This window comes from Streptomyces sp. NBC_00386 (assembly GCF_036063235.1).
GTDB lineage: Bacteria > Actinomycetota > Actinomycetes > Streptomycetales > Streptomycetaceae > Streptomyces.
This window is the reverse complement of sequence record NZ_CP107950.1, coordinates 1,449,594-1,466,811: the sequence shown is the minus strand read 5'-3', so window position 1 is coordinate 1,466,811 and position 17,218 is coordinate 1,449,594. Positions and strand designations below refer to the sequence as shown.

At 72.7% G+C, this 17,218-nt stretch carries 16 protein-coding genes; 8 read left to right on the top strand and 8 right to left on the bottom strand.

Features of this window, described 5'->3' with window-relative positions:
- Position 1 precedes the first annotated feature (1 nt).
- Together OG780_RS06330 and OG780_RS06325 are read right to left on the bottom strand one after the other, a co-directional pair.
- Positions 2-823 carry an SDR family oxidoreductase gene (locus OG780_RS06330; protein ID WP_328445533.1) on the bottom strand — a complete coding sequence of 274 codons (822 nt, stop codon included), beginning with the start codon at positions 821-823 and terminating at the stop codon, positions 2-4.
- A 101-nt stretch (positions 824-924) separates the two neighbouring features.
- Positions 925-1,521 carry a metal-dependent phosphohydrolase gene (locus OG780_RS06325; protein ID WP_328445531.1) on the bottom strand — a complete coding sequence of 199 codons (597 nt, stop codon included), beginning with the start codon at positions 1,519-1,521 and terminating at the stop codon, positions 925-927.
- A gap of 527 nt (positions 1,522-2,048) precedes the next feature.
- Here OG780_RS06325 and OG780_RS06320 point away from each other — a divergent pair.
- Positions 2,049-2,225 carry a hypothetical protein gene (locus tag OG780_RS06320; RefSeq protein ID WP_328445530.1) on the top strand — a complete coding sequence of 59 codons (177 nt, stop codon included), beginning with the start codon at positions 2,049-2,051 and terminating at the stop codon, positions 2,223-2,225.
- A gap of 200 nt (positions 2,226-2,425) precedes the next feature.
- On the opposite strand, the gene OG780_RS06315 is transcribed toward OG780_RS06320, so the two are convergent.
- Positions 2,426-3,766, bottom strand: a complete 1,341-nt coding sequence (locus OG780_RS06315; RefSeq protein WP_328445529.1) for an amidase — start codon at positions 3,764-3,766, stop codon at positions 2,426-2,428.
- A 207-nt stretch (positions 3,767-3,973) separates the two neighbouring features.
- Between OG780_RS06315 and OG780_RS06310 the strand changes: the two genes are divergently transcribed.
- Genes OG780_RS06310 through OG780_RS06300 form a run of 3 tightly spaced genes read left to right on the top strand, consistent with a single transcriptional unit; the run spans position 3,974 to position 7,085 of the window.
- Positions 3,974-5,329: an enolase C-terminal domain-like protein gene (locus tag OG780_RS06310; protein WP_328445527.1), complete on the top strand. Its 1,356-nt coding sequence runs from the start codon at positions 3,974-3,976 to the stop codon at positions 5,327-5,329.
- Positions 5,326-6,090: an SDR family NAD(P)-dependent oxidoreductase gene (locus OG780_RS06305; RefSeq protein ID WP_328445525.1), complete on the top strand. Its 765-nt coding sequence runs from the start codon at positions 5,326-5,328 to the stop codon at positions 6,088-6,090. Before OG780_RS06310 ends, OG780_RS06305 begins: the two co-directional genes overlap by 4 nt.
- Complete coding sequence (locus tag OG780_RS06300) at positions 6,087-7,085, top strand: aldo/keto reductase (RefSeq protein ID WP_328445523.1); 999 nt, start codon at positions 6,087-6,089, stop codon at positions 7,083-7,085. Before OG780_RS06305 ends, OG780_RS06300 begins: the two co-directional genes overlap by 4 nt.
- Before the next feature lie 19 nt (positions 7,086-7,104).
- Here the strand turns inward: OG780_RS06300 and OG780_RS06295 are convergent, their stop codons facing one another.
- Positions 7,105-7,554: a hypothetical protein gene (locus tag OG780_RS06295; protein ID WP_328445522.1), complete on the bottom strand. Its 450-nt coding sequence runs from the start codon at positions 7,552-7,554 to the stop codon at positions 7,105-7,107.
- 103 nt (positions 7,555-7,657) lie between these two features.
- Positions 7,658-9,088 carry a lipase maturation factor family protein gene (locus tag OG780_RS06290; RefSeq protein WP_328445521.1) on the bottom strand — a complete coding sequence of 477 codons (1,431 nt, stop codon included), beginning with the start codon at positions 9,086-9,088 and terminating at the stop codon, positions 7,658-7,660.
- A gap of 115 nt (positions 9,089-9,203) precedes the next feature.
- On the opposite strand from OG780_RS06290, the gene OG780_RS06285 reads away from it, so the two are divergent.
- The 3 genes from OG780_RS06285 (at position 9,204) to OG780_RS06275 (ending at position 13,602) form a co-directional block, all read left to right on the top strand.
- Positions 9,204-10,532 (top strand): DUF6777 domain-containing protein, encoded by a 1,329-nt coding sequence (locus OG780_RS06285; RefSeq protein WP_328445520.1) that lies wholly within the window; start codon positions 9,204-9,206, stop codon positions 10,530-10,532.
- A 78-nt stretch (positions 10,533-10,610) separates the two neighbouring features.
- On the top strand, positions 10,611-12,686 hold the full coding sequence (locus tag OG780_RS06280) for a SpoIIE family protein phosphatase (protein ID WP_328445518.1): 2,076 nt from the start codon (positions 10,611-10,613) through the stop codon (positions 12,684-12,686).
- 55 nt (positions 12,687-12,741) lie between these two features.
- Positions 12,742-13,602 carry an Fpg/Nei family DNA glycosylase gene (locus tag OG780_RS06275; protein ID WP_328445516.1) on the top strand — a complete coding sequence of 287 codons (861 nt, stop codon included), beginning with the start codon at positions 12,742-12,744 and terminating at the stop codon, positions 13,600-13,602.
- Between the two features lie 52 nt (positions 13,603-13,654).
- Here OG780_RS06275 and OG780_RS06270 read toward each other — a convergent pair whose 3' ends face one another.
- From OG780_RS06270 to OG780_RS06260, 3 genes are all read right to left on the bottom strand, one after another.
- Positions 13,655-14,335 (bottom strand): anti-sigma factor family protein, encoded by a 681-nt coding sequence (locus tag OG780_RS06270; RefSeq protein ID WP_328445514.1) that lies wholly within the window; start codon positions 14,333-14,335, stop codon positions 13,655-13,657.
- Positions 14,336-14,555: 220 nt separating this feature from the next.
- A complete protein-coding gene (locus tag OG780_RS06265; RefSeq protein WP_326784192.1) occupies positions 14,556-15,071 on the bottom strand; it encodes a hypothetical protein in 516 nt (171 codons plus the stop codon).
- 135 nt (positions 15,072-15,206) lie between these two features.
- The gene (locus OG780_RS06260) at positions 15,207-15,755 is read right to left on the bottom strand and encodes a sigma-70 family RNA polymerase sigma factor (protein WP_328445510.1); all 549 of its coding nucleotides are present in this window, start codon (positions 15,753-15,755) and stop codon (positions 15,207-15,209) included.
- A gap of 276 nt (positions 15,756-16,031) precedes the next feature.
- Between OG780_RS06260 and OG780_RS06255 the strand changes: the two genes are divergently transcribed.
- Positions 16,032-17,186: a CapA family protein gene (locus OG780_RS06255; RefSeq protein WP_328445508.1), complete on the top strand. Its 1,155-nt coding sequence runs from the start codon at positions 16,032-16,034 to the stop codon at positions 17,184-17,186.
- Positions 17,187-17,218: the final 32 nt, after the last annotated feature.

The following is a 17,218-nucleotide window of genomic DNA, read 5'->3' as shown; positions in this document are numbered from 1 at the left end:
GTTACGGCGCGGACCCTCGCCCGTCGGGGGTCCGCGCGCGCAGCCGTTCGTGGACGTCGTGGGCGGGGGAGCCCGGGTAGGCCGCTCTCACCCGCGTCCCCCCGTCGACCAGCAGATCGGCACCGGTGATCCACCCGGCCGCGTCGGAGGCCAGCCAGGTCACGGCGCGGGCGACGTCCTCGGGCTGTCCGATGCGGCCGAGCGGGAGCCCGGCGCCCAGTTCGTCCTCGGAGTCCTCCCAGACGAAGCGAGCCATCTGGGTACGGACGAGGCCGGGGGAGACCGAGTTGACCCGCACCTTCGGGGCCAGCTCGCCGGCCAGCTGCCCGGTCAGATGGAGCAGGGCGGCCTTGCTGGTGCCGTACGCGCCGACCTGGGGGCCGACGTGTCCGGCGCCCTCCGTGCAGACATTGACCACGGTCCCGCCGTGCTCGCCCATCCAGGCCCGCCAGGCGCACTGCACCAGTCGCAGCGGTGCCTCGACGTTCACGGCGAACGCGTCGCGCCAGCGATCGGGGTCGGCGTCCATGAGCGGGCCGTAGGGCTGGTTGGTCGCCGCGTTGTTGACCACGATGTCCAGGCGTCCGAAGGCTCGCAGGGTCACCGCGGTCAGTTCCGTCAGATGCGCTCCGTCGGTGACGGAACCGGCGAGCCCGATGCCGCCGACCTGTCCGGCCGCGCGCCGCACCGCGTCCGGGTCCCGCGCGCTCACGCACACGCGCACCCCCGACGCGGCGAGCGCCTCGGCGACGGCGAGACCGATGCCGCGTGAGGCGCCGGTGACGATGGCGGCCCTGCCCTCCAGACCGTACGGTGACGTCATCCGCGTACCGTCTCATGACGGGCCGTCAGCCGACAGGCCCCGGCGGCGGCCGCTGCCGACGGCCGGGCGCGGCGGGCGCGGGCCGCGCGCCGGCACACCTGTCAGTCCGTGGCTCCCAGCCGCGCGGAACGTTCCGCCACCAGCTCCAGCAGGGTGCGCCAGTCCTCCAGTTCCCCGGCGTACAGGCCGGGGACCTTGCCGGCGTCGTCCGCCTGCCGCAGGGTCACCGCGTCCTCGGCCAGCGGGTCGTGCTCGAACGCGGCCGCCTCGTGCCGGGGCATCGCGCCGCCCGCGGCGTCCGGGGCGAACGTGTTGCGCGGGGACGGCCCGGGGCCCGGCGAGGCGGCCGCCAGATAGCGTCCCGCCGCGACGTGCAGCCGGACGAGACCGGAGACGCGCTCGCCGAGGAGCGGCCGTACCGCGTCGGCGGCCAGGCCGGCGTGCCCGGCGTCGTCGCCCGGCCTGAGCAGATGCCCGATGTCGTGCACCAGGCCCGCGACCTGGAGTTCCTTGTCGCTGGGGTGGCCCCGGCGCAGCAGCGCGGCGGTCTGCAGGGCGTGGTCGTGCAGATCGACGGGGTCGCCCGCGGGTGTTCCCCCGCCCGGATGAAGCCGGGAGCGGGTGAGTTCGGGGATGTCGTGGACGCCCCGGCAGGCGTGCAGCAGGTTCATCAGCTCCTCGACGCTGCGCAGCTCCATGCGTCAGTCCTCCCGCGAGAAAGGCCGTTGCCGTGCGACAGCACAGCATGGCCTCCTTGCGAACCGGCCAACGGGAACTGAACTGCGTGGCGCCTTCGAGCCGGATGCGCGCGGCGTTCGTCGGCCGATGCTGACTCACGCGTGCCCGCGACGTGCCCCGACGCCCCCGTCCAGGGGCGATATTGAGCCGAATGGGTGGTCGCGAAGAGGGCATCATGCTTCAAATCGCCGCAGATCGTGGCCTGATGGGCTCTGGATGACGTGTGACAGTAACCTCACGTTTTCAGCCCCATAGAGCGGGGGCCCGCTCATTTGGTTAGGCTGTAGCCGACGGACAGACTTACTGGGGTCCACCCACACCCACGGTCCGTCCCGGGACAAGCCGGTCACCACGGCCTGCTCTCACACGAGTTACCGGCGCCACCGCGTCCCTAACTGCTTCGACTCATACCCGAGCGGCCGTCAGGCGACCCGAGAGCACCGGGCCCTAACGTCCCGAGGGTGACCCGACACATAAGGAGTGCGCGGTGACACCAGAGAAGACGAATCTCGATCAGGGCCCCAAGGAACGCAGGGAGCACCTCGGCGGTGGGTCCGACACCAAGCTCGGAAGCCTGGACGTGTGGGCCAGGTCCGCCCCGATCCGCCTCGCGGGCTACGAGGACGACCTCGCCGAGCCCCACATCCTGCCCAGCGTCGACTGACCGACGCCAGGAGCCGGCGCGACCGGGCACGGCACGGGAGTGCCGGACCCGCGCGCATGCCGAACAGGAGAAGCCGCGGCCGACGACCGGCCGCGGCTTCGGCATGTGACGCCACCTCCCGGCCAGACGCCAACGCCTCCGGGCCGGACGGCACCACCTTCCGGCCCGGCGACAACGGCCTCCGGCCGGACACCCCACTTCTAGCCGAGCGGAGCCGTACGCCGCCACGGGTGCAGCACCTCGAGCTGCCCGGCCACATCGAGCAGAGCCGCCTCGGAGCCGGGCAGGCCGACGAGCTGGACGGCACAGGGGGCGCCGCCCGGCAGCCTTCCGAACGGAACCGACATCGCGGGCCAGCCGGTGAGGTTCCACGGCGGGGTCATCGGCGAGTAGTTGGTGTTGGCCAGGACGTTGCGCAGCCAGCCCCGCTTGTGCCAGTCGACGGAGGAGGGACTGCGCCGGGCGAGCGCCGGGGTGAGCAGCACGTCGTACTCCGCGAAGAACGCCGCCAGGCGCCCGCGCAGCTGCTCGCGGCGTTCCCCCTTGCGCACACCCGTCACGAAGCGGCGGCCGACCGCGGCGTGCACGCGGGTGCGCCGGGCCAGCCTGCGCGGGTCGAGGTCCTCGGCGTCCACGGCGGTGCCCGCCGTCCAGTGCGCGAGCGAGGTCGTGCTCAGCCAGAGCGGGTACGGCGGGTTCGCGGTCCGCACCCGGTGACCCGCCTCGGCCAGCAGGGCGGCGGCCTCCCGGGCCGCGTTCGTATACGGCCGCGTGACGTGGATTCCGGCCAGCGGGCTGCGCACCGAGACGGCGATCCTGCGGGTGGCGGGCTCCGCGGGCGGGGCCGGCTCCATGTCCGCGAGCAGGGCGAACACCAGCCGCGCGTCCTCGACCGTCGTGGCCAGCGGGCCGTTCTCCGACATGCCGAACCAGTCGCCGTGACCGATCCCGGCGGGGATCACCCCGTGGCCCGGCTTCAGGGTGACCAGACCGCAGTTGGCGGCGGGGATGCGCAGCGAGCCCATGCCGTCGTTGCCGAGCGCGATCGGCACCATCGCGGCGGCGACCGCCGCGGCGCTGCCGCCCGAGGAGCCGCCCGCCGTGCGGGACAGGTCCCAGGGGTTGCGGGCATTGCCGTACACGCCCTCCGTGGTGCCGAAGACGCAGAGTTCGGGCACGTTCGTCAGGCCCACCACGACGGCGCCCGCCGCCCGCAGCCGGGCCACGGTGACGTGATCCTCGTCGGCGGGCGTGTCCGGGGTCGCGGCGGAACCGTTGCGGGTCTGCTCGCCGCGCACCGCGAGGTTGTCCTTCACCGCCACCGGCACACCCGCCAGGGGGAGCCGGCCCAGATCCCTGGTGGCCAGCTCGTCGGCCTCCGCGAGGGCGGCCCCGGCGCGGACCGTACGGAAGGCGCCGACGCGCCCGTCGAGGCGTTCGATCCGCGCGAGGTGTTCGGCCACCACCTCGCGGGGGGTGACCCTCTTCTCGCGTACGGCTGCGGCGATCTCGGTGGCCGTCCGGCCGGGCCAGGTGGTCACGGGTGCTCCTCACTCGTTTCGTACTGGTGAGTAGTTACGGGAGCACTCTGCCCGCAGTCCGGGCGCCGCGTCGAGGGTCCGGGCCCCCGGCCTTCGGGCCGAAGCGCGTCCGACGCTGTACGCGGACGGGTACCGGGGGAGATCCTCAGGACCGAGCATTCCTCCGCACCCGGCCATGGACCCCCGCCGCCGACGGAAAGGCCCGCCGTGCCCCCGACCTCCGCCCGCGTCGTCGCGGTCGACACCCACGACATCCGCTTCCCCACCTCGCGCGCGTTCGACGGCTCGGACGCGATGAACCCGGACCCCGACTACTCGGCCGCGTACGTCGTGCTGCGCACCGACGCCTCCGACGGAGCCGAGGGGCACGGCTTCGCCTTCACCATCGGGCGGGGCAACGACGTACAGGTCGCCGCGATCGACGCGCTGCGAGGACACGTCCTCGGACGGTCCCTCGACGAGCTGTGCGCCGATCCAGGCTCCCTCTCCCGGGACCTGGTCGGCGACAGCCAACTGCGCTGGCTCGGACCCGAGAAGGGCGTGATGCACATGGCGATCGGCGCCGTCGTCAACGCCGTGTGGGATCTGGCCGCACGACGCGCGCACCGGCCGCTGTGGCAACTGCTCGCGGAGGCCGATCCCGAATGGCTCGTCGGCCAGGTCGACTTCCGCTACATCACGGACGCGCTGACCCCCGAGGAAGCGCTGGAACTGCTGCGCCGGGGCAGGGAAGGCGCCGAGGAGCGCTCCGCGGCCCTGCGCGCACACGGTTTCCCCGCCTACACCACCTCACCCGGCTGGCTCGGCTACAGCGACGAGAAGCTGACCCGCCTGGCCGTCGAGGCCGTCGCCGGGGGCTTCCGGCAGATCAAGCTGAAGGTGGGCGCGGACCTGGAGGACGACCTGCGCCGCTGCCGCGCCGCCCGTGCCGCGGTGGGCCCGGACATCCGTATCGCCGTCGACGCCAACCAGCGCTGGAACGTGGACGAGGCGATCACCTGGACCAAGGCGCTCGCCGAGTGCGGGCCCTACTGGATAGAGGAGCCGACCAGTCCCGACGACATCCTCGGCCATGCCGCCGTGCGCGCGGCGGTGGCCCCCGTCAAGGTCGCCACCGGCGAACACGCCCACAACCGCGTCGTCTTCAAGCAGCTGCTCCAGGCGGGTTCCCTCGACATCCTCCAGATCGACGCCGCCCGGGTCGGTGGAGTCAACGAGAACCTCGCCATCCTGCTCCTCGCCGCCAAGTTCGGAGTCCCGGTCTGCCCGCACGCCGGAGGTGTGGGCCTGTGCGAACTCGTCCAGCACCTCGCGATGTTCGACTTCGTCGCCCTGTCCGGCACCACCGAGGACCGCGTCATCGAGTACGTCGGCCATCTGCACGAGCACTTCACCGAGCCGGTGGTGATCCGCGACGGTCACTACACCGCGCCCACCGCGCCGGGCTTCTCCGCCGCGATGCGGCCCGAGTCCGTCACGGAGTTCACCTATCCCGGCGGCACCTTCTGGACCGCCGACCTCGCCCGGCGGACCGCCGACGACCCGAAGGGAAAAGCCGTATGACGGACTCTCAGGACTTCGACGGACTCAAGGCACTGGTGACCGGGGGTGCTTCGGGGATCGGCCGGGCGGCCGCCGGTCTCCTCGCGGCCCGCGGCGCCCGGGTCGCCGTCCTGGACCTCGATCCGTCGGCCGTCGAGAAGCCCCTGACCGGCTACCGCGCCGACGTCACCGACGACGCCTCCCTGCGGGCAGCCGTCGCCGCCGCGGTCACGGACCTGGGCGGGCTCGACATCCTGGTCAACAACGCGGGCGTCGGCGCCCGCGGCACCGTCGAGGACAACGACGACGTGGAATGGCACCGGGTCCTGGACGTCAATCTCCTCGGCGTCGTGCGGACGACCCGCGCCGCACTTCCCCACCTGCGGGAGTCCGCGCACGCGGCCATCGTGAACACCTGCTCGGTCGCGGCCACGGCGGGACTGCCCCAGCGGGCGCTGTACTCGGCGTCCAAGGGTGCCGTCCTCGCTCTGACCCTGGCCATGGCGGCCGACCACGTCGACGAAGGCATCCGCGTCAACTGCGTCAACCCGGGCACGGTGGACACCCCTTGGGTCGGCCGGCTCCTGGACGCCGCTGCCGACCCGGCCGCCGAGCGCGCCGCGCTGGAGGCCCGCCAGCCCACCGGCCGTCTGGTGTCGGCACCGGAAGTCGCGGGCGCCATCGCCTACTTGGCGAGCCCGCTGTCCGGCTCCACCACCGGCACCGCCCTCGCGGTGGACGGCGGGATGCAGGGCCTGCGGCCGCGCCAGGCGGTCCGGTGAACTCCCTCGGCGCCGACGGCTTCCCCGTCAGCGCGCTGTCCTTCGGCGCCGCCGGTATCGGCAACCTGTACACCGAGGTCACCGACGAGCAGGCGTACGACGCGGTCGACGCCGCCTGGACGAGTGGCATCCGCTACTTCGACACCGCCCCGCACTACGGCCTCGGCCTCTCCGAACGGCGCCTGGGCGCGGCCTTGCGCGACCGGCCCCGCGCCGAGTACACCGTCTCGACCAAGGTGGGCCGCCTCCTGGAGCCCGTGGACGCGGGCGGCGACGATCTGGCCGACGGCTTCGCGGTGCCCGCCACACACCGCCGCGTATGGGACTTCAGCGCCGACGGCGTACGACGGAGCCTGGACGCCAGCCTCGAACGGCTCGGCCTGGACCGCGTGGATATCGTCTACCTCCACGACCCCGACGACCATGCCGAGCAGGCCTTCCGCGAGGGCTACCCCGCGCTGGAGGAACTGCGCTCGCAGGGTGTGGTCGGCGCGATCGGCGCGGGCATGAACCAGACGGAGATGCTCACCCGGTTCGTCCGCGAGACGGACGTCGACGTGGTGCTGTGCGCGGGCCGCTACACCCTCCTGGACCACGGCGCGCTCACCGGACTGCTGCCCGCCGCCCAGGACCGCGGCACCTCCGTCGTCATCGGCGGCACCTTCAACTCCGGCCTGCTGGCGGACCCGCGCCCGGGAGCGACGTACAACTACGCCGTGGCGCCCGACGAGTTGCTCGACCGTGCCCTGCGCCTGAAGGAGATCGCGGGACGCCACGGCACCAGCCTGCGCGCCGCCGCCCTGGCCTTCCCGACCGCCCACCCGGCGGTGGCGAGCGTCCTGGCCGGGGCCCGCTCGGCAGCCGAGGTCCGTGACTGCGCCGAGCGGTTCGCGGCGCCGGTACCCGCGGACTTCTGGCGCGAACTGCGCACGGAGGGCCTGCTCCCCGCCACCGCACCCGTGCCCGAACGGGAGACCCGCGTCCACCGCGCCTGATCCCGGTCCGTCGGCGGCGTCAGCCAAGGGCAGCGCCGCCGAGGTCGAGCACCAGCCGGTTCCCCCAGTCGTTGGTGAAGGCGGCGCTCATGCCCTCGTAGCGCACTTCGACGAACGGGTTGGAGAGGAACATCACGGCGATCCACCGCAACGAGCGGTCGGTGTCCAGACGGGCGAGATAACCGATGTTGCCCGTCCCGCCACCCCCACCGGACATCCACCCCGATCCGTTCGGCAGCGGGTTCTCGAAGCACGTGTCCACCCCGTCGACGCCGTGTTCCTGAAGAGCCCGGGCCACATCGATCGGTCCTCCGACACGGAAGGGAATCGGCTGCCCGGCATCCGGGTGGTAAGCCCCCGGACCCTCGACATGGAGCTCCACGCCCGTGTCGTCCGGCCGGTACAGCCCGTCGCGGAGCGGCATCTCCCCGGCCTTCCAAAGCCCTTCGACGATTCCCGCCACTCCCATGACCCACTCCATCGCTCACGCACAGTTCGGATCGCGGCCTCCGGCGCGCCGGCCACCGGCTCACTCACCGCCTATGATCACCGATCGCCGCGGAACCAGACGGCTAGTACGGAACCCGTCGCTCGGCGGCGCCCTCCAGTCGGGTCGGCGGGAGGAAGTCGCGCACGTAGGTGCGGTGCCAGCACGCGCCCGTCTCGCGGAGCTCGTGCCACGTCGTGTACCGGTAGCGGAAGAGGCGGGCGCGAATGTAGCGGGGCGGGGCGTCGGCGGGGAACGGGGAGCGGCGGAGGAGTCGCAGGGTGTCACGGTCGTTCTCCAGCAGCCGCTCCACGAGAGCCGAGAACCAGGTGCCGGCGTAGCCGGGAGAGAGCGCCACGAACCACATCAGCCAGTCGAGCCGCAGATGGTACGGAGCGAACTGGCGCGGCCAGTACCGCGGATCGCCGGGCTTGCCCTTGAACTCGTACTCCCGCCAGTCCGCGTCCTCGCGCGGCACCTCGTCCGCGGTGCCCTCGACGATCACCTCGTGACGCACCCGGCTGACGCTGCCGAACGCCCCGTAGGTGTTCACCAGGTGGAGCGGGTCGAAGGAGCGGTTCATGACCTGGCGCCGGGAGACCATATTGCGTGCCGGACGGTAGCCGAGGGCCAGCAGAGCGGCGGCCACCACCAGCACGACCACCTCGTACCAGAGCGGCGGGGCGGCGACATGCGGCGCGGTGGTGGGCAGTTCGGTCACGCTCAGGGCGAGCACGATCGTCGTCCAGTTCAGCCAGGCGAAGTTGCCGGAGAGGACCAGCCACAACTGGGTCAGGATCATCAGCGAGGCCGCCGCCGTCGCGACCGGCTGCGGAGTGAACAGCAGCACGGGGAGAACGAGTTGGGTGAAGTGGTTCGCGGCCACCTCGATCCGGTGGAACGGCCTGGGCAGATGGTGGAAGAACCAGCTCAGCGGACCCGGCATCGGCTGGGTCTCGTGGTGGTAGTAGAGGCAGGTCAGGTTCCGCCAGCAGGCGTCGCCCCGCATCTTGATCAGCCCCGCGCCGAACTCCACCCGGAACAGCACCCAGCGCATGAGGAACAGCACGACGACCGGTGGCGCCACCTCGTCGTTGCCGAGGAACACCGCGAGGAAGCCCACCTCCAGCAGCAGCGACTCCCAGCCGAACGAGTACCAGGTCTGGCCGACGTTGACGACCGACAGGTACAGGGCCCACGGGACGAGCCACAGCAGCATCGCCCCCCAGAGCGGCAGATACCCGTCGAGCCCGGCGGCCAGCGCCGCCGACACCGCGCAGCCCGTCCAGCACCAGGCGGCGAAGAAGCGGTCCGAGTAGCGCCAGTGGAAGACACTCGGCGCGTCCCGGAACGCGACGTGCCGCACGAAGCGGGGTACCGGCAGCATCCCGCGCTCCCCGGTCAGCGCACGGAACTGCAGGGCCGCGCCCAGGAACGCGACCAGATACAGCACGGCCAGCCCCCGCTGGAACACCAGCCGGCTCAGCCAGTAGTCGGGTGCGACGAACCACTCCATGGCGGGTGCTCCTCTCCCCTCCATTGTGACGCTGGGTGACCGATTTCCGCTTGCGTGCGCCAAGAGAGTGACGCAGACAATGAGGCACCAACTGCCCGGGACGGACGGGAGAGACGTGGTGCACATACCCACCAGGACCTTTGTCACGACCTGCGCGCTCGCGGCGGCACTCCTTGTCGTCGCGGGCTGTGGCGGCGGGGGCACGGCGCCGAACGGATCCACCGGCGGCGAGGTGCTCCTCCAGCCCCTCGCGGTCCAGGGGCCCGACCCCTTCACGGCGCCCACCGACACCGCCCCCGCGCCCCCGCCGCCCGTCACCCGAACGCCGCAACCGTCGCCCACCGGCACCCGGGGGGCGCGCACCGTCTCGGGCGCCACCCCGGGCCTGTACGGCGGCACCCGCAACGCCGGCAGCTGCGATGTCGCCCGGCAGATCAGGTTCCTCGCCGCCGACCGGGCCAGGGCCCGCGTCTTCGCCGAACTCTCCGGGATCTCCCCGGAGTCCGTCCCGGACTATCTGCGCCGGCTCACCCCGGTCGTGCTCCGCGCCGACACCGGCGTCACGGACCACGGATTCGCCGCGGGGCAGGCCACCGGCTTCCAGGCCGTCCTCCAGGCCGGCACGGCCGTCCTCGTCGACGACCGGGGCGTACCCCGGGTCCGCTGCGCCTGCGGCAACCCGCTGGGCCGGCCCACCGAGGCCGACGGGAACCCGGACACCCGGGGCAGGCCCTGGAGCGGGTACCGGCCCGCCCAGGTCGTGACGGTGACGCCGGCGCCCGCCGTCATCACCGACATCACGATCGTCGACGTCGCCGACCACACCTGGATCGAGCGGCCGGTCGGGTACGAGGGCCACCGGCATGACCACGCCGTACCGCCGCCCGAGAACCCGGACCCGCTGCCGCACGACTCCGCCACCGCGCACGAGCCCTCCGCCGGCACCTCGCCGGGCGGCCGGAGCCCGTCCCCCGACGCCTCCGCGTCCGACTGCCCCACGCCGACCGCGACGGTGACGGTGACGCCGACACCGGGGACCGGGGAGGGCACCCCGGACGAGAGCACCGGGCCGGGCACCGCGCCCACCGCGGTGCCGACGGACGGCGCCGCCATGGACGTGGCCGGGCCGGGCCGCTCCGCGCGCCCGAGCGCCGAGCCCTCGCGCTGCCCCTCGGCCACCGTCACTGCGGCGCCGACGACGGCGCCCGCGACCACCGCGGCCCCCTCGGACGACGCCACGGCTCCGCCGACCGGCCCGGCCGACCCCGGCCGCTCCGGCTCACCGGAGCCCCCGGCACCGCGGGAACCGTCCGACGAGCCGGGCACCCCCACCGAGGACACCGACCCGGACAGCCCCGAGGCACCCGACGGCGGGCTGATCCCCGACGGGCCGACCGGTCCGGACAGCGTCTTCGACGTCTCGGCCGACACTCCCGGCAGGTGAACACCCTCGCGTCCGGGGGGCCTGGAACCAGGCCCCCCAGAAGTCGAACAATCGGGCAAATACTGGCATGGTGGCCCCATGGTTGATCGGGGAGCGAGCGCCCTGTCACTCCCGGACGACTGGCCCGCCCACCCGGATCCGATCCTGGCGCTCAACCGCATGGGCAGCTTCGACTGGGACCTGGACACCGGTCTGATGCAGATGGACGCCCAGGCCCACGAGATCTTCGACATGCGCCCGGACGAATACGACGGGCAGCCCGCCACCCTGGGCATCCGTGTCCCGCCGGCCGAGTCGCGGCGGCTCGACACGATGGTCTCCCACGCCCTCAAGGACGGCAGCGAGAACTACGGCGCCTACTTCCGTATCCGCCGCCGCGACGGAGCCGTGCGCTGGACCCACACCCAGGGCTACATCCGCCGCGACGACAACGGCCGGCCGCGCCGCATCATCGGCATCGTCCGTGACGCCACGGCCGAGCTCGACGAGAGCGCGGCACGCCGTGAACAGGCCGCCCAGAACGAGGTACGGCGCCAGCAGACCAGCGTCGTCCAGCTCACCACGGCCGCGCTGGCCCACGCCGTCACCGTGCAGGACGTCATCGACGTGCTCCAGGACACCCACGGCCTCACCCACCTCGGGGCGGCCAGCCTGGTCATGGGCCTGGTGGAGTCCGGCCGCATCCGCATGGTCGCCACCGGCCCCGAGCACAGCTACGTCCCCGGCACCCGGGTCACGCGCCTGGACGCGCAGTACCCGATGAACGAGGTCGTACGGACCCTCGCGCCGCACTTCATCGAGTCGCCCGAGGAGTTCGCCGAGTCGTACCCGCTCCTGTGGCCGAACATCACCGGCCTGAAGATCACCTCGGCCGCCTATCTGCCGCTCATCGTGCAGGCCCGCCCCATCGGCGCGATCGGCCTGCTCTACAACGACCGGCACGGGTTCTCGGAGGACGAGCGCAACGTCCTCGTCGCGCTCGGCAGCAGCATCGCCCAGAGCCTCCAGCGGGCCATGTTCTTCGAGCAGGAGAAGGACCTCGCCCAGGGCCTCCAGCAGGCCATGCTGCCGCGCTCCATCCCCAGCGTGAGCGGCGCCGACATCGCCGTCCGCTACCGTTCCGCCTCGCTCGGCCGCGACATCGGCGGCGACTGGTACGACCTGATCCCGCTGCCCGGCGGACGCGTCGGCGCCGTCATCGGCGACGTCCAGGGCCACGACACGCACGCCGCCGCCGTCATGGGCCAGCTCCGCATCGTCCTGCGCGCCTACGCCGCCGAGGGCCACACCCCGGCCACCGTGATGGCCCGTGCCTCGGTCTTCCTCCACGAACTCGACACCGACCGCTTCGCGACCTGCCTGTACGCCGAGATCGACCTGTCCACCGGAGTGACCCAGCTCGTCCGGGCCGGCCACATCGACCCGCTCGTCCGCTCCACCGACCGGACCTGCCGGCGGCTGCCCCTCGAAGGCGGCCTGCCGCTCGGCCTGTCCGCCGAGTTCGGACGCCTCGAATACCCGGTCTCCACCATCGAGCTCGACCCCGGCCACACCCTGCTGCTGTGCACCGACGGACTCGTCGAGGAGCCGGGTGTCGACCTCGACGACGGCATGCGCATCCTCGGCGAACTCATCCGCAGCGGCCCGGAGGACGTCAGCGACCTCGCCGACCGGCTCATCGACATGGCCGAGGACCGCGGCGGCGACGACGACGTCGCACTGCTGCTCCTGCGCCGCCACGGTCTGATCGACCAGCGTTCGGGCGGACGCCTCCAGCAGCATGTGGCGCCCGGCGACCCGGAGGCACTCAGCGAGGCCCGCCACATGATCCGGGCCGCCGTCCGCGCGTGGGGAGCCCGGGACCGGGCCGACGAGATCGAGCTGGTCGCCGACGAACTGATCACCAACGCCCTCATGCACACCGAGGGCGCGGCCATCGTCACCCTGCGGGTCCTGGCCGGATCCGAACGAAGACTGCGCGTCGAGGTCGAGGACTCCTCCAGCGCGCTGCCGCGCCGCCGCGAGGCGGGCGAGTCCGGTGTCTCGGGCCGCGGACTGCTGCTCGTCGACCGCCTCACCGACGTGTGGGGTGTCGAGGCGCGCGGTGGCGGCAAGGTCGTGTGGTGCGAGTTCATGGTCCGGGAGCGCACCTGACGCCCGGCGTCGTCCGGTCCCTGGCGTCGTCGGCGCCGGATGGCACCCTGGACACATGCCGGAACTGCCCGAGGTCGAAGCGCTCAAGGGTTTCCTGGCCGAGCGTCTCGTCGGCCGCCGCGTCGTGCGCGTGCTGCCCGTCGCCGTCAGCGTCCTGAAGACGTACGACCCTCCCGTCTCCGCCCTGGAGGGGCGCGAGGTCACGGCCGTCCGCCGGTTCGGCAAGTTCCTGGACATCGGCACGGACGGCCCGCACCTCGTCACGCATCTGGCCCGTGCGGGCCGGCTGCACTGGAAGGACACGCTCCCCGACGGCCCGCCCCGGCCCGGCAAGGGGCCGCTCGCGCTGCGTGTCGCGCTGGAGACCGGCGAGGGCTTCGACCTCACCGAGGCGGGCACCCGGAAGCGGCTCGCCGTGTACGTCGTCGAGGACCCGGAGCGGATTCCCGGCGTGGCCCGGCTCGGCCCGGACCCGCTCGCCGACGACTTCGACGAGAAGCGGTTCGCCGGGCTGCTCCAGGGCGAGCGGCGCCGGCTCAAGGGCGCGCTCCGCGACCAGAGCCTGATCGCGGGCGTGGGCAACGCCTACAGCGACGAGATCCTGCACGCCGCCCGGATGTCCCCCTTCAAGATCGCCTCCTCCCTGACCCCCGAGGAGACGGGGCGGCTGTACGAGGCGCTGCGCGGCACGCTCGCCGAGGCGGTGGAGCGCTCCCACGGGCCGGCCGCCGGACGGTTGAAGCCGGAGAAGAAGAGCGGTCTGCGCGTGCACGGGCGGACGGGGGAGCACTGTCCTGTGTGCGGTGACACCGTCCGCGAGGTCTCCTTCAGCGATTCCTCGCTGCAGTACTGCCCGACCTGCCAGACGGGCGGCAAGCCGCTGGCGGACCGGCGGATGTCCCGGCTGCTCAAGTAGACGGACCGTGCGGGTGGTCCCTCGGTGTCCCGGGCGGTGAAACGGGTTTTGCTCAGGGGGAGTTGAGCGTCACGAGGTGGTCGCCGTCCGCCGTGCGCACCTCGAACTTGCGGATCTCGTCGGTCCGCATCGACGAGCCGCCCTGCATCGTGAGAGGGGCCTCGTGGTCCGCGGGCTCCATCCAACTCGTCACCGACTGCTCCGAGCCGTCCTTGCCGATGGCGACGAGCTCGCAGGAGCGGGGACCCTTGACGTCCTTGACCTGGACCTCGATGTCGCTGCCCCAGAGCCGCTCGCGGGTCGTCACCTGGGCCCAGACGCCGGTCTCGGCGTCGGTCCTGGCCATCCGGCTCGACGGGGGGCCGGCCGCGACGGGCGGGCCCGAGGGGGAGTCCTGGCCGACGACGAGCGCGAGCGCGGGTCCGCCCGTCGCGAGGACCACGGAGGCGGCCAGGGCGAACAGGAGGCGCCGGCGCCGGGCCCGGTTGCGGGTGGCCACCTCGCCGAGCAGCCGGTCCAGGAGCCGCGGCCCGGGGGCGGCGAAAGGGTGGACGCTGCGCGGCGTCGACCGCCGGTACAGCATCAACTGCCGTGTGGCGGGGCGGTACTCGCTGACGAACGCCGTGCACTGAGCGCACTCCACGAGGTGGTCCTCGAAGCGGAAGGCTTCCGCCTCGCCGAGCACGCCGAGCGCATAGGCGCCGACGTCGCGATGCCGTTCCAGGGACCTCATACCGAATACCGAATCCTCGTGGCGTTGGTGCGGACTGTGAGTGGTGTTGCTGTTGCCCACGGGTACGCATCAGACCGTCGAATCACTCAAGACTCGTCAGGAATCGGGGTCAAGACGTTCGGAGCCGGGGCGCTCGCGGATTGGTGCGAGCGCCGGAGAATTGTTCCCGGCGCGGTCGCGGCCGCCACCGGAAGTGATTCCGGTGCGGTCGCGACCGCCCTCAGAAGAGGTGGATGGCCAGATGCCCGAGCGGCAGCCCCAGCCGCCAGGCCGCCGTCCAGACCTTGGGACCGTCGTCCTCACCAGGCACGGAGCCGCCGCCGGGCACCGCGTCCAGGTCCGGAGCGAGCAGTTCCGTCTCCTCCAGCCACCGCCAGGCCGCGGACGCCAGCTCCAGATCGGGATCGGGCCCGGCGCATCCGGTGGACTCGGCCGCGCGCAGCGCCAGGTGCTCGCGCACCCAGGTGTGCCAGGGCTGGTCGTACGCCGTGAGCGAAAGCCAGGTCTCCAACTGGGTGATGACCCGGATCCCGGAGAGTTCGCCGCCGCTGTCGGACAGGAAGATCGTCAGCGCGAGGGCGTCGCGCCCGGCGCGGAACTCGAAGGAGGTGGGCGGCATCAGGTCGCCCGTCCGCAGCAGTTCGTCGGCGATGTACTCGGCGTACAACCAGGCCATGGGGACGGTGAGTTCGCCCCCACCGGTGCCGTCCGTGCTCTCTTGCCCTCTGTGCAGCATCCCTTCCTGCCTTCCTCCGGTGCGTGCGCGTCGCCCGACCCCGGGCCCCAGTCCGGAAAACGGATGAGGCAAGCTGATTGCTCAACCATGGTCCTCGGCAAGGCGCTTTACGGAGGTTTGACTAAGCCTTCGGTTTCACCGCAGGTCGGCCGCGTATCCCGGAAGAACCCGGCGCAGGGCGCGCAGCGCGTAGTACGCGCGGGACTTCACCGTACCGGGCGGAATCCCGAGCGCCGCGGCGGCCTCCGCCACACTGGCCCCCTGGAAGTACACCAGCACCAGGACTTCACGGTGTTCGGGAGTGAGTGTCTTCACAGCCTCTCGCACATCGAGTGTCGCCGCCGAGCGTTCGGCGTGATCGGCGCAGACCCGCGCGTTGTCGAGGATCGCGTCACCGACCTCCGGAGGCCGTGCCTGCCGGGCCCGCCGCGCGTCGATGGCCAGCCTCCGTCCCACGGTCAGCAGCCAGGGCCGTACGGAGTCGAAGTCGTCGGCGCGCAGGGCCTCGGGATGCTGCCAGGCCCGGACGAACGTCTCCTGCACCAGGTCCTCGGCGCGCTGGCGGTCGCCGTCGGACAGGCGCAGCAGCAGGGCGAAGAGGGGGCGGCCGTGCTCGCGTTGCAGCGCGGCCAGCTCGTGCTCGGCGGTCGTCCTGGGGGCGATGGTGGTGGTTCCGGCCGTCATGGCGTGTATGCCAGCGCCCCGGGCCCCGCGCGGACAGACCGGGGACACGGTTGTGCGGTGGGCGGTCGAAGCGGTCGGCGAACGGTGCGCCGAACGGTCGGCCGAGGTGGAGCCGTGGATTCCGGGACTGCCGCGTTCGTGCCGCCGTTCGCCCCGGGGGGGCATGCCCGGTGACGCCGAACGGGTGAGCCGCGGTGGTGTCTCCTTGACCGCGGGCGACCCGTATACGTGGATGCATATCCATTAGTAGGGAAATGCGACCGCATGGGGCCCGGCATGATCACACGCGCGCGACAGATCCAGCTGGCCCTCGCGGCCGCCCTCATCGCGGCCGCGGTGACCAGTCAGGCCCACGAAACGGCCGCGCGGCACCCCGGCGGGCGGCCCGGACCCCCCGCCGCCCGCGGCTTCACCCTCGTCGCCGCCGGCGACGTCCTGCCGGACAGCTCGGTCCTCGAACGGGCCGGCTCCGACGCGGGAGGCACCGGATACGACTTCCGGCCCATGCTCGCCGGCGTCCAACCCCTCGTCTCCCGGGCCGACCTGGCGATCTGTCACATGCGGACCGTGCACGACACCGAAGGCGACCCCGCCGGCTCGTACGTCTTCAAGACCCCTCCCCAGGTGGCCGGGGGGCTCGCCGCCACGGGGTACGACTCCTGTTCCACCGCCTCCAGCCACACGCTGGACGACGGCGCCGACGGCGTCCGGCGCACCCTGGACGCGCTGGACCGGGCGGGCGTGCGGCACGCGGGATCGGCCCGCGGAGAGCGGGAGGCGAGCGCCGTCACCCTGATGCGGGCGGGCGGCGCCCGCGTCGCGCATCTCGCGTACACCGACGACACCGACGGGCATCCGCTGCCGCAGGGACAGCCCTGGGCGGTCGGCCTGACCGACCCCGCCCGGATCGTCGCGGACGCCCGGGCCGCCCGGAGAGCCGGTGCCGACGTGGTCGTCGTCTCCCTCGACTGGGGAACCGAATGGCAGGACGGGCCGGACGAGCGCCAACTGCGGCTGAGCAGACAGCTCACCGCCTCCCGCACCGGCGGCCGGCCCGACATCGACCTGATCCTCGGCACCCGCTCCCACGTCCCGCAGGCGTACGAGAAGGTCAACGGCACCTGGGTCGTCTACGGCACGGGCGACCAGATCGCCGGCGAGATGTACAACGACCGGGGCGTCCAGGACCCGCGCGGCAACGAGAGCACCCTCGGCCGCTTCACCTTCTCCCCGCCCGCGCGGCGCTCACAGCGATGGGAGGTGACGAAGGCCGAGTTCGTCCCGCTGGCCTTCGACCTCGACGCCGGCCGGGTCGTCGACCTGGACGCGGCACTGGAGCGGGGCGCCACCGTCGGCGCCGTACGCGACCGGATCCGCGACGTCGTCCTCGGCAGGGGCGCGGGCCGGTCCGGCCTCGTCATGGCCGAATGACGCGGGACCGCACCGACCGGCACGGCACCTCC

Excerpts from the sequence above, each read along its gene's own strand:
- OG780_RS06325 (WP_328445531.1), bottom strand. The coding sequence starts at position 1,521 with ATGGAGCTGCGCAGCGTCGAGGAGCTGATGAACCTGCTGCACGCCTGC.
- OG780_RS06270 (WP_328445514.1), bottom strand. The coding sequence starts at position 14,335 with ATGAGGTCCCTGGAACGGCATCGCGACGTCGGCGCCTATGCGCTCGGC.
- OG780_RS06265 (WP_326784192.1), bottom strand. The coding sequence starts at position 15,071 with ATGCTGCACAGAGGGCAAGAGAGCACGGACGGCACCGGTGGGGGCGAA.
- OG780_RS06330 (WP_328445533.1), bottom strand. The coding sequence starts at position 823 with ATGACGTCACCGTACGGTCTGGAGGGCAGGGCCGCCATCGTCACCGGC.
- OG780_RS06305 (WP_328445525.1), top strand. The coding sequence starts at position 5,326 with ATGACGGACTCTCAGGACTTCGACGGACTCAAGGCACTGGTGACCGGG.
- OG780_RS06290 (WP_328445521.1), bottom strand. The coding sequence starts at position 9,088 with ATGGAGTGGTTCGTCGCACCCGACTACTGGCTGAGCCGGCTGGTGTTC.
- OG780_RS06295 (WP_328445522.1), bottom strand. The coding sequence starts at position 7,554 with ATGGGAGTGGCGGGAATCGTCGAAGGGCTTTGGAAGGCCGGGGAGATG.
- OG780_RS06275 (WP_328445516.1), top strand. The coding sequence starts at position 12,742 with ATGCCGGAACTGCCCGAGGTCGAAGCGCTCAAGGGTTTCCTGGCCGAG.
- OG780_RS06280 (WP_328445518.1), top strand. The coding sequence starts at position 10,611 with ATGGTTGATCGGGGAGCGAGCGCCCTGTCACTCCCGGACGACTGGCCC.
- OG780_RS06255 (WP_328445508.1), top strand. The coding sequence starts at position 16,032 with ATGATCACACGCGCGCGACAGATCCAGCTGGCCCTCGCGGCCGCCCTC.
- OG780_RS06260 (WP_328445510.1), bottom strand. The coding sequence starts at position 15,755 with ATGACGGCCGGAACCACCACCATCGCCCCCAGGACGACCGCCGAGCAC.